Consider the following 12,757-nt stretch of genomic DNA (forward strand, 5'->3'; position numbering starts at 1 on the left):
CGGGCCAGCAGCTCCGCCAGCTGCTCCCGCTCGGACGAGCTGAGGGCGACGGTGAGTTCGTCGTTGGCCTCGCGGCAGAGCTGGTCGCCGCGGCGCAGCCGCCGGACCCCGGCCGGGGCGAGGGTGATGACGTTCTTGCGCCGGTCCCGGGTGTCGGGTGCCCGCTCGACCAGTCCGTCCTCCTGGAGCTCGCCGACCAGGGCGACCATGTCCTTCGGGTCGATCCCGGTGCTGCGGCTGAGCTCGGCCTGGGAGACGGGCGCCAGTTCGGCGACGGCGGCCAGCACCGCGTACTGCGGCATCCGCAGGCCCGCCAGGGCCAGCGCTTCGCCGACCAGCCGGTGGCCCCGGGCCGACGCCCGGCCGAGCAGCCAGCTCGGGAGGGTCCGGATCGCGTCGGGGGCCTGCGGTGGTTGGTTCACGTGACAAGCCTAGCCCGATGATCGTTGGACCTCCCCATGATCTGGGTATACCGTGGGGTCGCCGACGAATCCGTTGGGTACACCAACGAACAGCACCCGGGAGGTCCTGATGCGACGGGTCCGCTTCCACGCGTACGGGGCCCCGGAGGTGCTCAGGGTCGAGCGCGGCGAGGTGCCCGAGCCCGGCCCCGGCGAGCTGCTGGTGCGCACCGAGGTGATCGGCGTCAGCCTCCCCGGCGTCCGCAAGGTGCGCGGCGCCGGCGCGGCGGACCGCTGCCGGAGGGCGCCGGGGTGATCGGCGGCGAGGTGGCCGGCCGGGTGGTCGCGGGCGGCCCCGGGGTCGAGGGCTTCGCGATCGGCGAGCGGGTGGTCTCGCTCGCCTTCGGCGAGGCGTACGCCGAACTGGCCGTCGTCCCGGTCGCCATGACGGAGCGGATCCCGCCGAAGCTGGAGACCGAGCAGGCGCTGGCGCTGCGCCGCAACGGCCAGGTGGCGCTGGCCGTGCTGGCCACCGCCGCACCGCTGCCCGAGGAGTCGGTCCTGGTGACCGCCGCGGCCGGCGGCGTCGGGCACCTGCTGGTGCAGCTGGCCAAGCTGCGCGGGGTGCGCCGGGTGGTGGCCGCGGTGAGCTCGGAGGCCAAGGCCGACTTCGTCCGCGGCCTGGGCGCCGACGAGGTGGTGTCGTACGCCGACGAGAAGTGGGGCGATCCGGCCGACGTGGTGCTGGACGGGGTCGGCGGCGAGCTGCTCCCCCGGGCGCTGGACGCGGTGGTGCCCGGCGGCCGGATGGTCTACTTCTCCTCCGGCGGCGGCTCCCTGCCCGCCTACGACCTGCTGGCCGGCGGCAAGACCGTCACCGGCCTCTCGATGTCCCGCTTCGTGCGCACCCGGCCGGAGCTGTACCGCGAGCACGGCGAGCAGCTCTGGGAGCTGGCGCTGGCCGGCCGGCTGCGGGCCGCCGTGCACGCGCGCCTGCCGCTGGCCCAGGCGGCCCGGGCGCACGCGCTGATCGAGGCCCGGGCCAACCTGGGCAAGGTCGTGCTCGCCCCCTGACGGTCCGTCGGGTCAGCCCTCGTCCGTCGGGTCAGCCTTCGTGCGGGGGCTCCGCGTTCTCGTCCATCCAGACGTACTCCCACTGGTGGCCGTCCAGGTCATGGAAGCTGCGGCTGTACATGAAGCCGAGGTCCATCGGGTCGTTGGCCGGACCGGCCCCGGCCGCGATGGCCTTGGTCACCACCTCGTCCACCTGCTCCCGGCTCTCCGCGCTGAGGGCGAGGATCACCTCGGTGGTGGTGTTCGTGTCCGCCAGTTGCTTCTTCGTGAACTCCTTGAACTTCGTCTCGGTCAGCAGCATCACGAAGATGCTGTCGCTGATGACCAGACAGGCGGCCGTCTCGTCGGTGAACTGCGGGTTGTGCGAGTACCCCATCGCCTTGAAGAAGGCGAGCGAGCGGTCGAGGTCACGCACGGGGAGATTGACGAAGATCATCGTAGGCATGGTGCTGCCCGTTTCTGTCGCGGCTCGGTGGGACAGAACCGAGCTTGGCACCACCGTGCGCGCGCCACACCTCGAACGGGGCGGTCGGCCGGGCGCGTTGGTGCCCGGCCCGCCCTCGTGTAGAGATGGACGGAGCCGTTCGGGACGAGGAGAGGGTGTCGCGTCATGCCGCTGCTGGAGCCGGACCCGCGGGCGCTGAGGCCCGCCGCACCGACCACCCCGGCGGGTGACCGGGTGGCCGACGCGCGGGCGGAGGGCACCCCGGCCGGACTCCGGGAGGACCTGGTCGCGCTGCTCGGGCCCGGCAAGGTGCTGAGCAAGGTCTCCGACCTGGTCCGGTACGCCTCGGACGCCAGCCCGTACCGCTTCGTGCCGCAGGTGGTGGTGATCGCCGAGACGGTCGCGGACGTCTCGGCCGTCTTCGCCTACGCCCACCGGAAGGGCCGTCAGGTGGTGCTCCGGGCGGGCGGCACCAGCCTCAACGGGCAGGCACAGGGCGAGGACGTGCTGGTGGACGTGCGCCGGCACTGGGCCGGGATCACCGTCGAGGGCGAACGGGCCCGGATCCGTCCCGGCACCACGGTGGCCCGCGCCAACGCCGCGCTGGCCCGGCACGGCCGGGTGCTCGGCCCCGACCCGGCCAGTGCCATCGCCGCCACCATCGGCGGCGTGGTGGCCAACAACGCCTCCGGCATGACCGCCGGCACCACCCGCAACTCCTACCGCACCCTGGCGTCGCTCACCGTCGTGCTGCCGTCCGGCACCGTGGTCGACACCGCCGACCCGGAGGCCGACAGGCGGCTGGCGGAGCGCGAACCGGCGCTCTGCGCGGGCCTGTTGGCCCTCAAGGCGGAGATCGAGGCCGACCCGGCGCTGGTGGCGCGGATCCGCGCCAAGTACGAGATCAAGAACACCAACGGCTACCGGCTGGACGCCTTCCTCGACGGCGACACCCCGGTGCGGATCCTGCGCGGCCTGATGGTCGGCTCCGAGGGCACCTTCGGCTTCGTCGCCGAGACGGTCTTCGACACCCTGCCGCTGCACCGCCTCGCCTCCGCCGCGCTGCTCTTCTTCCCCTCGCTGCGGGACGCCGCGGCGGCCGTCCCGCTGTTCGCCGAGGCCGGCGCGCTGGCGGTCGAGCTGATGGACGGCAACACGCTGCGCGCCTCCACTGCCGTGCCAGGGGTCCCCGCCGACTGGGCAGGCCTGCCGAAGGAGACCGCCGCCCTGCTGGTGGAGTTCCGCGCCCCCGACGAGGCCTCGCTGGCCACCGCCGAGGCCCGGGCCGCCGAGCTGCTCGGCAAGCTCCAACTGGCCACCCCCGCCGCCTCGGTGACCAACACGTTCACCCGGGACGCCGCCACCGTGGCCGGGTACTGGAAGGCACGCAAGGCCTTCGTCACCGCGATCGGCTCGGCCCGGCCGCCCGGCACCACCCTGCTCACCGAGGACTTCGCGGTGCCGCCGTCCCGGCTGGCCGAGGCCTGCGAGGCCCTGCTGGAGCTCCAGGCCGAGCACGGCTTCGACGCCGCCGTGGCCGGCCACGCGGCCCACGGCAACCTGCACTTCCTGCTCTCCTTCGACCCGGCCGACCAGGGCGACCTGGACCGCTACGCCGCCTTCATGGCCGCGTTCTGCGAGCTCACCGTGGAGCGCTTCGACGGCTCACTGAAGGCCGAGCACGCCACCGGGCGCAACATCGCGCCGTTCCTGGAGCTCGAATGGGGGCCGCAGGCCACCGAGTTGATGTGGCGCACCAAGCAACTCCTCGACCCGCAGGGCATCCTGGCGCCCAGGGTGGTGCTGGACCGCGACCCGCTGGGCCACCTGCGCGGCCTCAAGACCATCCCCCGGATCGAGCCGGTGGCCGACCCCTGCATCGAGTGCGGCTTCTGCGAGCCCACCTGCCCGAGCGCCGACCTCACCACCACACCCCGCCAACGGATCGTTCTGCGCAGGGAGTTGATGCGCCAACCGGACTCCTCCCCGGTCGCCGTGGAGCTGCTCGACGCCTACGGCTACGACGCCGTGGACACCTGCGCCGGCGACTCCACCTGCAAGCTGGCCTGCCCCGTCGGCATCGACACCGGCGCCATGATGAAGGACTTCCGGCACCGGCGCCACACCCCGCGCGAGGAGCGCACCGCCGCCCTGCTGGCCGCCCGCTACAAGCAGGTCGAGGCCTCCGCCCGGCTCGCGGTCGGCGCCGCGGAACGGATCTCCGACCGGCTGCTGGCCACCGTCACCGAGGCCGCCCGCAAGGCCGTCCGGCCCGATCTGGTGCCCGAGTGGCTGCCCGAGATCCCCGGCGCCGCCACCCGCCGGATGCCGCCGACCTCCCGGGTCGGCGCCGCAGCCGTCTACTACCCTGCCTGCGTCAACCGCATCTTCGGCGAGCCGGCCGGCCACAAGGGCCCCACCCTGCCCGAGGCCATGGTCGCCGTCTCCGAGCGGGCCGGGCGTCCGGTCTGGATCCCGGACGACGTGGCCGGCACCTGCTGCGCCACCATCTGGCACTCCAAGGGCTACGAGGAGGGCAACGTCCTGATGGCCAACCGGATCGTCGAGGCCGCCTGGGGCTGGACCGGCGGCGGCAAGCGGCCGCTGATCGTGGACGCCTCCTCCTGCACCCTCGGCATCGCCCACGAGGTGGTCCCCTACCTCACCGACCTCAACCGCGAACTCCACGCCGAACTCACGGTGGTGGACTCGATCGTGTGGGCCGCCGAGCTGCTCCCCTCGCTGACCGTGCTGCGCACCGTGGACTCCGCCGTGCTCCACCCCACCTGCTCGATGCGGCACCTCGGCGACGAGGCCGAGCTCCGGGCGGTGGCCGAGGCCTGCGCGGACGAGGTGGTCGTCCCCGACGACGCCGGCTGCTGCGCCTTCGCGGGCGACCGGGGCATGCTGCACCGCGAACTGACCGAGTCCGCCACCGCCCGCGAGGCCGCCGAGGTGACGGCCCGCCAGTTCTCCACCCACGTCTCGGCCAACCGGATGTGCGAGGTCGGCATGGAGCACGCCACCGGCCGGCCCTACCACTCCGTCCTGCTCGACCTGGAGCGCGCCACCCGGCCATGAGACCGGCCGGCGACCGGGGAGTGCGCCGCAGGGGCGCGAGGCTCTGCTGATCTGCGGCTCCGCCGTGTGGGCGCGAGTACGGAAGGCGGACCAGCGCTGGATCGGGGCATCCGAGCCGGTTGCCCGTGTTGCCGTTCCCTCGCGCGCCCCGCGGCGGAGCCGCAGATCAGCAGAGCCCCGCGCCCCCGGGCGCACCACCGCGCGCCCCATTGCCGATCGGTTCGAGTCAGTGGGCGGCGAGCGGCAAGCCGGCTGGTGGCGGCGGTGAGTACGGCCAGCAGGGCGGCGGCCCAGGCGGTCAGGGCCAGCAGGGTTGCGGTGGCCGGGGCGGGCGGGGCGGCGCTCAGGAGACGGACGGTGCTGTTCACCGGGCTCGCGGTACGGCTGACCAGGGCGGTGAGGCTGAGCACCGCTGCGGTCGCGAAGGCGTGGCCGGGGCGGCGGATCACCGGGCGGGCGCAGAGGCCGCCGAGGGCGGTGCCGGTCAGGACGGCGGTGGTGTGGGCGAGCAGACCGTCCGTCAGCTCCGTCGCGGTGTGCAGCGTCCCGCTCGCCGCCATCGGCCAGACCAGTGCGACGGCGGCCAGGGCCAGGCCACCGAGCACGGCGGCGGCGGTACGGCCGAGCAGGGCGCGGGTGCGGCCGCCCGCGTTGACGGCGGTGACGGCGGCCTGGAGCGGATCCTCGGTGTTGTGCAGCGCCAGCGCCAGCCAGACCGTGACGGGCAGCAGCGCACCGGCCGAGGCCCCGTACCCCTGGAGGACCGGCCCGGGCACGGCGTGCAGCACCGCCAGCAGGCCGAGGTAGAGCACCAGTTGGGGCAGGTAGCGCTGCGAGCGGAGGAAGTCGGCGAGCGCGTAGCGGGCGACGGCGGTCATGCGGGCCGCCCTCCGCTCCGGCTGACCTCGTGGATCGAGTGCCCGCGCCGCAGCAGCTCGGCGAGCACCGCGTCCGCGTGCTCGGGGTCGACCTCCAGGCGGTCGCCGTCGTGGGCCCGCACACCGGCCAGTGAGCCCAGCCGCTCCTCGGCCGGCCGCGCGAGCCGCACCGCCACCACGGCCGGCGTCTCCTCCCCCGCCAGCCGCCCGCCCCGCAGGTGGTGCACGGCGTCGGCGGTGGCGGCCACCGTCCCCTGCTGGTGCTCCGTCAGCAGCACCACCGCCCCGGCCTCCCGCCGCTCGGCCAGGCACTCCCCCAGTGCCCGGTGCGCCTCGCTGTCCAGCCCCGACCACGGCTCGTCCAGCACCAGCAACTCCGGCTCCGCCAGCAGCGCCTGGGCCAGCGCCACCTTCTGCGCGTTCCCCTTCGACAGGGTGGCCACCGGCGCCTCCGGGTCCCCGGCGAGCGCGAACCGCTCCAGCAGCTCGTCGCCGCGCCGGGCCGCGGCGGCGGTCCCGAGCCCCTGGATCCGCCCCATGTGCCGCAGGTACGAACGCGCCGACAGCCGCAGCCCGGCCGGCAGCCGCTCCGGCACGTACCCCACCCTTCCGGGCCGCCCGCGCACCACCCCGCCGTCCGCCCGCACCAACCCCGCCGCCACCCTCAGCAGCGTCGACTTCCCCGACCCGTTCCCACCGACCACCGCCGTCACCACCCCGCCCGGCAGCTCCAGCGTCACCCCGTCCAGCACGAACCCGCCCCGGCGCCCGTACCGCACCCGCACCGACTCCAGCCGCACCCGTTCCTCCACCCACGATCACCCGACCGCCCCTCAACGCCCGGCCCGCCCCGGTGGTTCCGGCCCCCGCGTCGTCGGCACGGCCGGCCGCGCGGCACGCGGCCCACGTGACGACGGCGAACTGGAGCGGATCCAAGCCCTCCTCCTGCGTGAACGCCCCGTCCACTACGCCCTGTTGGAGCACCCGGAACCACGCGTGCGGAGCGGAGCGGCCGAGCTGGTCTCCGTGATCGACTCGGGAGCGCAGCGGCGTACCGACGCCTTGGAGCGGATGTGGCGCTCCGAGACCGACGCGCACGTCCGTGGCGTGGTGGCGCGCGAGCTGAACGTGTCCCTCATCCACCCCGACCGCGGGTTCCGCGCGGACGTGCCGTTGTGCGGCCCGGCGACACCCGCGTCCCGGGGTCTGTCCGCAGACTGGAATCCTGCGTGCGGCGGACGCCGACGACGACAGAGTGGGCGGCATGATGCTGCAAGCGGAGACCGAGGACCTGGCCGCCTACCTGGTGGCGGACGACGTGATCGACCATCAGCGCCCGGAGCTGGCCGCGCTGGCCGCCGGGTTGGACGGGCCCGAGGCGGCGTTCCGCTTCGTCCGTGACGAGGTGTCGCACTCCGCCGACGCGGGGGTGTGGAGCGGGGCGTTCCGGGCGTCGGAGGTGCTGGCGGCGGGGAACGCGGTCTGCCACGGCAAGGCCCACCTGCTGGCCGCGCTGCTGCGGGCCCAGGGCGTGCCGACGGGCCTGTGCTACCAGCGGCTGGAGGACGACGAGGGCGGGTTCGTGCTGCACGCGCTCAACGCCGTGCACCTCAACGGCCGTTGGTCGCGGCTGGACGCGCGGGGCAATCGGGAGGGGGTGGACGCGCAGTACGACCTCGAGCGGGAGCGCCTGGCGTGGCCGGTCCGGCCGGAGCTGGGTGAGCGGGACTACGCGATGATCTTCGCCGCGCCGCCGGCCCCACTGGTCGAGGACCTCGCCCGCGCCGTGCCGGGCCGCGCCGGCTTCGGATACCTGCCGGGCGAACTTCCCGCCACCGTCGACTCCGCCCCGTCGGGAACGCCACCGGTGCCACCGCCGTTGGTCGCTGTGTGACGGCGATGCGGATCAGGGCGGCGCGGGCCGACGAAGCGGGGCTCCTCAGCGGGTTGGCCCTTCGCTCGAAGGCGTACTGGGGCTACGACGCCGCATTCATGGCGGCCTGCCGGGACGAACTCACCCTCGCTCCGGCCGAGATCGCCCCCCGACGGGCGACCGTGGCCGTCGACGACCGCGACCGGGTGCTGGGCTTCGCGACGCTCGAAGGGGAACCGCTCACCGGCGACCTGGGCATGCTGTTCGTCGCCCCGGAGGCGATCGGCCAGGGCATCGGCCGGCTGCTCCTCGACCATCTGGTGACCACTGCCCGGGAGTTGGGCTTCACCGGCCTCACCATCGACGCGGACCCGAACGCCGAGCCCTTCTACCGCGCGATGGGCGCCGTCCGCACCGGCACCGTCCCGTCCGAGTCGATCCCCGGCCGGGTGCTCCCGCAGCTGCTCCTCTCCGTCGGCCCCTGAGCGCCTGCCCGACGGGACTGTGCGAAGACCCGCCGCGCCCCGCCGACCGCTAGGTTCGCCGTATGACCGACGACGACTTCCTCGCGCCCACCCGCACCTTCTACGACGCGATCGCCGAGGACTACGCCGAGCACTTCCGGGACGTGCTCGGCGGGCAACCACTGGACCGGGCCCTGCTCGCGGCGTTCGCCGAGGGCGTCGGCGGCGGGGAGGTGGCTGATCTGGGGTGTGGGCCCGGGGAGGTGACGGGGTATCTGGCGGGCCTCGGGGTGGACGTCTTCGGGGTCGACCTGTCGCCGCGGATGGTCGCGCTGGCGCGGCGGACGCAGCCGGGGGTGCGCTTCGAGGAGGGCACCCTGACGGCCGTCGACCGGGCGGACGGGAGTCTCGCCGGAGTGCTGGCGTGGTACTCCCTGATCCACCTGTCGGACGAGCGGCTGCCGGACGCACTGGCCGAGTTCAGGAGGCTGCTGACACCTGGCGGCCTGCTGCTGCTCGGCTTCCAGACCGGCGACGAGCCGCTGCACGTGGCCGAGCCGTTCGGGCATCCGGTCGCGCTGGACTTCCGCCGCCGGCGGCCGGAGCAGTTCACCGGGCTGCTGCAGGCGGCCGGGTTCACCGTGCGGGCGGAGGTACGACGCGCGCAGGACGTGGAGCGCGGGGAGACGGCCCCGCAGGCGTTCCTGCTGGCGCGGCGCTCCGGGGAGGAAAACCCTTCGCTCGCGTGATCACCGGCGGGTACGGTGTGCGGTCGACCCTCACCCACCCCGAAGGGGACACCCGCATGATCGAAGGCCGTCTCGTCGCCCTCCGCGCCCTGCGCGAGGAGGACGCGGAGCACCACCTGCGCTGGCGCAACGACCCGGAGGTGGTGCACTGGGCCTGCGCCGGGGACCCGACCTTCGGGCCGGCCACCCGGGAGGCGGTCGGGCTCGGCTTCGAGAGGATGCTGCGGCTGATCCCGAACGAGTCCGCGGTCCTCACCGTCGAGACGCTGACGGACCGCCAGGTGATCGGCATGGTCGACTACCGCGACCTCGACCCCTGGGCCGGCTCCGTGACCGTCGGCATCACCATCGGCGAGCGCGATTTCTGGGGAACGGGCCACGGCTCCGACGCGCTCGGCCTCCTGGTGGACCACCTGTTCGGCCAGTTCCCGCTGGTCCGCGTCCAGTTGGACACCTGGAGCGGGAACGAGCGGGCGGTGCGGGCCTTCTCCAAGCTGGGCTTCCAGGAGGAGGGCCGCCGCCGCTCCGCCGTGATGGTCGGCGGGGTCCGCCACGACGAGGTGCTGTTCGGCATGCTCCGCGAGGAGTGGCGGCCCCGGGGCTGACCCGCGGTCAGGCCCCGACCCTGCCGTCGACGGACTCGCGGAGGAAGTCGGCGTGCCCGTTGTGCCGCGCGTACTCCACCAGGACGTGCACCATCACCATCCGCAGCGACACGTCCTCCTCCCACCGGGGCTGACGCCCCACCAGGTCGAGCGAGGCGGCCTCCCGTTCGATCCGGCGGGAGGTCTCCACCTCGGCCTCCCAGGCCGCGAAGGCCTCGGCCCGGGTGGAGCGGGAGGCGTCGTAGGCGGCCTGGAAGTCGATCTCCTCCGACCAGACCAGTGGCACCTCGTTGTCCTCGAAAACCCGCCGGAACCAAGCCCGTTCGACCTCAGCCATGTGCCGCACCAGGGCGAGCAGCGACAGGGTCGAGGGCGGCGAGGACTTGCTCCGGAGCTCCTCGTCCGTGAGCCCCGCGCACTTCATGGCCAGGGTCGCCCGCTGGTACTCCAGGAATCCCCGCAGCGTCCCGCGCTCGTCGCCCAGCAGCGGCGGTCCGACCCGCTCGTCGGCTTCACCCATCACGCACGCACCTCTCCGCCCCTGAACCACACCTGAACCACCCCTGACGGACGGTCAACGCGGCCACGCTACCGCCCGCCGGGCCGGTCAGTGGTGCTGGATCAGCTGGATCAGGTTGCCGCAGGTGTCGTCGAGGACGGCGGTGGAGACCGGGCCCATCGGGGTCGGGGGCTGGGTGAAGCGGACTCCGAGGTCGAGCAGGCGCCGGTGCTCGGCCGCCAGGTCGGCCACCAGGAAGGAGGCGGCGGGGATGCCGTCCTCGACCAGGGCCTGCTTGTAGGGCTTGACGGCGCGGTGGCCGGAGGGTTCGAGGAGGAGTTCGGGGCCGTCGGGGTCCTCGGCGGAGACGACGGTGAGCCAGCGGTCCTCGCCGAGGGGGACGTCGGCCTTGGTGCGGAAGCCGAGGACCTCCGTGTAGAAGGTCTGGGCGGCGGCCTGGTCGTCCACGAAGACGCTGGTCAGATGGATCCTCATGGGCCCGATCCTGCCATCCGGGGGTGTCAGCCCGGGTGGAACGCCACGCGGACCCTGTCGTCGACCGGGACGACCAGCACGTTGCCGTCGCGCCAGGTCCAGTCCTGCGAGACGAGGAACAGCCGGTGGTCGGAGTCGGTCAGCAACCGCAGGCCCCGGTAGCGGTACTTGAAGCGCTGCTCGGCACCGGCGCCGGGCAGTTGGCGCTCCTCCACGCCCGGCCACTGGAGGTAGAGCCGCTCGGTGGTGTCGAGGACCACCGCCGGGCGCAGCGCGAGGTTGCCCGCCATCCGCTGCGCCTCCCGGCGTCCCTTCTCCTGGGCGAAGGCACCCACGGCCCAGAAGGAGCAGAGGGCGATCAGCGCCGCGAGGACGGCCAGGGCCGCCTTCTCCCGGGCGACCGGGTAGGGCGCACCGGTGCTGCGCACCGACAGCACCCGAGCGTAGAGGACCAGTACCAGGCCGCCCCCGATCAGCAGCGGGGTGCCCAGCGCGCCCGCGTCGATCCCCCCGAACCCGGCGGACAGCCCGAGCAGCAGGCAGAGGACGGCCACCACCGTCAGGCCGCGGCACCCGCGGCGGACGCGCCGGGCCCAGACCGAGGCGCCCGCACCGGGGTCGGCATCGGCGGCGGCGGCGACCAGGTAGTGGACGAGCACGCCCGCGAGGGCGGCGCAGAGCAGCACCCCGGCCGGGAGGTAGAGCGCGGCGGAGCTGCGCAGCAGGAAGTCCTGGACGGAGAAGCCCAGGGTCGCGGCGTCCACCCCGAAGTGGGCGTAGAGCGCATCGGTGTAGGCGTACCCGAAGTAGAGCAGCAGGGCGGTGACGAAGGTGGTCGGCGCGATCCAGCCGGCGAGCCGGCTGATCCAGCTGCTCCACAGCCGCGGGCCGTCGTCCGCCGCTCCGGCCGCCTCCCCGGCAGAGGTCCGCTCCCCGGCACCGGCCCGTTCGCCGTCCCCCGCACCGGGCCGTTCGCCGTCCCCGGCACCGGGCCGTTCCTCCTCCGCCGCGGGTCCGTTCAGGAGGTGCTCGCAGAAGGCGTGAGCCTGCCGGAGGAGGTGACCGCCCCGCCGGACTCGGCGCTCTTCGGCCCGGGCTGCGAGGGGGCCCGCTGTTCGAAGGACGGGCTGGTCACCGCCCCCTTGACCGGGACCGGTGAGCCCTCCACGGTGACGGTGCCGCAGGTGGTGAGGGGGAAGCCGCCGGGGCTCGGGCCCTGGAACGCGAAGGCGACGGCGATGTCGCCCCGGGCCGCGATCGTCCGGGGCTCCGCGGCGTCGTCGACCGGGACCGCCGCCCTGCCGTGGCAGTCGCCCACCTGGCTGACGACCACGGTGAGGGCCTGGTCCGTCCTGTTCTCCACCGACACCCGGGCGTTGGGCCAGATCCCGTCGATCCGGGACGACACCATGCCGGCCCGGTCGAACCCGCCCTGCTTGCCTCCGGGGGAGGTGCGCTCCTGCGGCGAGCTCCTCCCGGAGCCCTCGACTGCGGGGGCGGAGTCCGGCTCACCGGGCAGGGCCTCCGAAGTCCCTTGCGGTAGGCCCGAGTTCGCCTGCACCCCGGGCGGTGCGGTCGTGGTCGCCGTTGCGCCCGAGCCACCGCCCGAACCGCCGCCTGAACCACCGCCGGAGCATCCGGTGACCATCGCCAGCCCGCAGAGCAGCAGCCCGACGCCCTTCCAGCCCGTTGCCGTCACGCGGCATCACGATACCCGTGCGTACACGGCCGGGCCGCCGACCCGCCGACGTCGCGCACGGAGTCACCTCGGCGAACCTCCACCCGACGGGTGGACCCTCACCCGACGGCGGGTCAGCCGGGCAGCCCCGGCCAGTCCGCCGGGGAGACCTCCGGGTCGTTGCCGCGCACCCAGACGGCGGAGACTCCGAAGATCCGCCGGATCACCGCGAAGCCGCCCTCCCAGCCGCCGGGGAGGCGCAGGCGGCCGGTGCGCACCGCCTCGCCGACCCCTTCCGCCCCGGCCATCCGCAGTTCGCCGGTCCAGCTGGGCAGGCCGAGCTGCGGGAGGTTGCCGGTGAGTTCGGCCCGGACCGGGATCTCCCGGCCCTCGGCCAGCACGACGGCGGGGCCCCGGTACTCGGGCGACGGACGCTCGGCCTGGGGATGCGCGGGGGCGGTCATGATCCGACTCTGTGCACGTCGCCGGCGCCGTGCAACTCCGGATCGCCCACC

Annotated in this window: 14 protein-coding genes and 1 pseudogene; 6 read left to right on the forward strand and 9 right to left on the reverse strand. The window is 74.3% G+C overall.

Annotated features, from left to right (window positions below; all coding sequences use genetic code 11):
• On the reverse strand, positions 1 to 422 hold a 422-nt coding region (locus ABD946_RS07905; protein WP_345281410.1), incomplete at its 3' end, for a MarR family winged helix-turn-helix transcriptional regulator.
• Between the two features lie 109 nt (positions 423 to 531).
• On the opposite strand from ABD946_RS07905, the pseudogene ABD946_RS07910 reads away from it, so the two are divergent.
• A pseudogene (locus ABD946_RS07910) lies at positions 532 to 1,475 on the forward strand (quinone oxidoreductase family protein).
• A 31-nt stretch (positions 1,476 to 1,506) separates the two neighbouring features.
• Here the strand turns inward: ABD946_RS07910 and ABD946_RS07915 are convergent.
• The gene (locus ABD946_RS07915) at positions 1,507 to 1,920 is read right to left on the reverse strand and encodes a VOC family protein (RefSeq protein ID WP_345281412.1); all 414 of its coding nucleotides are present in this window, start codon (positions 1,918 to 1,920) and stop codon (positions 1,507 to 1,509) included.
• A gap of 165 nt (positions 1,921 to 2,085) precedes the next feature.
• Between ABD946_RS07915 and ABD946_RS07920 the strand changes: the two genes are divergently transcribed.
• Entirely contained in the window at positions 2,086 to 5,001 is a 2,916-nt protein-coding gene (locus ABD946_RS07920) for an FAD-binding and (Fe-S)-binding domain-containing protein (RefSeq protein ID WP_345281414.1), read from the forward strand.
• Here the strand turns inward: ABD946_RS07920 and ABD946_RS07925 are convergent.
• Entirely contained in the window at positions 4,956 to 5,879 is a 924-nt protein-coding gene (locus ABD946_RS07925) for a hypothetical protein (RefSeq protein WP_345281416.1), read from the reverse strand. The two genes, ABD946_RS07920 and ABD946_RS07925, sit on opposite strands and share 46 nt — an antisense overlap.
• On the reverse strand, positions 5,876 to 6,691 hold the full coding sequence (locus tag ABD946_RS07930) for an ATP-binding cassette domain-containing protein (protein ID WP_345281418.1): 816 nt from the start codon (positions 6,689 to 6,691) through the stop codon (positions 5,876 to 5,878). Before ABD946_RS07930 ends, ABD946_RS07925 begins: the two co-directional genes overlap by 4 nt.
• Before the next feature lie 452 nt (positions 6,692 to 7,143).
• Between ABD946_RS07930 and ABD946_RS07935 the strand changes: the two genes are divergently transcribed.
• The 4 genes from ABD946_RS07935 to ABD946_RS07950 all read left to right on the forward strand — a co-directional run bounded on the left by ABD946_RS07935 (position 7,144) and on the right by ABD946_RS07950 (position 9,570).
• Positions 7,144 to 7,773 carry a transglutaminase domain-containing protein gene (locus ABD946_RS07935; protein ID WP_345281420.1) on the forward strand — a complete coding sequence of 210 codons (630 nt, stop codon included), beginning with the start codon at positions 7,144 to 7,146 and terminating at the stop codon, positions 7,771 to 7,773.
• 5 nt (positions 7,774 to 7,778) lie between these two features.
• Positions 7,779 to 8,237, forward strand: coding sequence for a GNAT family N-acetyltransferase (locus ABD946_RS07940; protein ID WP_345281422.1), 459 nt, complete (start codon positions 7,779 to 7,781; stop codon positions 8,235 to 8,237).
• A 62-nt stretch (positions 8,238 to 8,299) separates the two neighbouring features.
• Positions 8,300 to 8,965 carry a class I SAM-dependent DNA methyltransferase gene (locus tag ABD946_RS07945; protein ID WP_345281424.1) on the forward strand — a complete coding sequence of 222 codons (666 nt, stop codon included), beginning with the start codon at positions 8,300 to 8,302 and terminating at the stop codon, positions 8,963 to 8,965.
• Between the two features lie 56 nt (positions 8,966 to 9,021).
• The gene (locus ABD946_RS07950) at positions 9,022 to 9,570 is read left to right on the forward strand and encodes a GNAT family N-acetyltransferase (protein WP_345281426.1); all 549 of its coding nucleotides are present in this window, start codon (positions 9,022 to 9,024) and stop codon (positions 9,568 to 9,570) included.
• Between the two features lie 7 nt (positions 9,571 to 9,577).
• Here the strand turns inward: ABD946_RS07950 and ABD946_RS07955 are convergent, their stop codons facing one another.
• From ABD946_RS07955 to ABD946_RS07975, 5 genes are all read right to left on the reverse strand, one after another.
• Complete coding sequence (locus ABD946_RS07955) at positions 9,578 to 10,090, reverse strand: DinB family protein (RefSeq protein ID WP_345281427.1); 513 nt, start codon at positions 10,088 to 10,090, stop codon at positions 9,578 to 9,580.
• A gap of 87 nt (positions 10,091 to 10,177) precedes the next feature.
• On the reverse strand, positions 10,178 to 10,564 hold the full coding sequence (locus ABD946_RS07960; protein WP_345281429.1) for a VOC family protein: 387 nt from the start codon (positions 10,562 to 10,564) through the stop codon (positions 10,178 to 10,180).
• 26 nt (positions 10,565 to 10,590) lie between these two features.
• Positions 10,591 to 11,328, reverse strand: a complete 738-nt coding sequence (locus tag ABD946_RS07965) for a hypothetical protein (RefSeq protein WP_345281431.1) — start codon at positions 11,326 to 11,328, stop codon at positions 10,591 to 10,593.
• Between the two features lie 254 nt (positions 11,329 to 11,582).
• Positions 11,583 to 12,263 carry a hypothetical protein gene (locus tag ABD946_RS07970; protein ID WP_345281433.1) on the reverse strand — a complete coding sequence of 227 codons (681 nt, stop codon included), beginning with the start codon at positions 12,261 to 12,263 and terminating at the stop codon, positions 11,583 to 11,585.
• Between the two features lie 113 nt (positions 12,264 to 12,376).
• Positions 12,377 to 12,706, reverse strand: coding sequence for a hypothetical protein (locus ABD946_RS07975; protein ID WP_345281435.1), 330 nt, complete (start codon positions 12,704 to 12,706; stop codon positions 12,377 to 12,379).
• Positions 12,707 to 12,757: the final 51 nt, after the last annotated feature.

The organism is Kitasatospora albolonga (assembly GCF_039535905.1).
Lineage (GTDB): Bacteria > Actinomycetota > Actinomycetes > Streptomycetales > Streptomycetaceae > Kitasatospora > Kitasatospora albolonga.

Coding starts and splice junctions, on each gene's coding strand:
- ABD946_RS07925 (WP_345281416.1), bottom strand. CDS start 5,879: ATGACCGCCGTCGCCCGCTACGCGCTCGCCGACTTCCTCCGCTCGCAG.
- ABD946_RS07945 (WP_345281424.1), top strand. CDS start 8,300: ATGACCGACGACGACTTCCTCGCGCCCACCCGCACCTTCTACGACGCG.
- ABD946_RS07955 (WP_345281427.1), bottom strand. CDS start 10,090: ATGGGTGAAGCCGACGAGCGGGTCGGACCGCCGCTGCTGGGCGACGAG.
- ABD946_RS07950 (WP_345281426.1), top strand. CDS start 9,022: ATGATCGAAGGCCGTCTCGTCGCCCTCCGCGCCCTGCGCGAGGAGGAC.
- ABD946_RS07975 (WP_345281435.1), bottom strand. CDS start 12,706: ATGACCGCCCCCGCGCATCCCCAGGCCGAGCGTCCGTCGCCCGAGTAC.
- ABD946_RS07920 (WP_345281414.1), top strand. CDS start 2,086: ATGCCGCTGCTGGAGCCGGACCCGCGGGCGCTGAGGCCCGCCGCACCG.
- ABD946_RS07960 (WP_345281429.1), bottom strand. CDS start 10,564: ATGAGGATCCATCTGACCAGCGTCTTCGTGGACGACCAGGCCGCCGCC.
- ABD946_RS07940 (WP_345281422.1), top strand. CDS start 7,779: ATGCGGATCAGGGCGGCGCGGGCCGACGAAGCGGGGCTCCTCAGCGGG.
- ABD946_RS07915 (WP_345281412.1), bottom strand. CDS start 1,920: ATGCCTACGATGATCTTCGTCAATCTCCCCGTGCGTGACCTCGACCGC.
- ABD946_RS07935 (WP_345281420.1), top strand. CDS start 7,144: ATGATGCTGCAAGCGGAGACCGAGGACCTGGCCGCCTACCTGGTGGCG.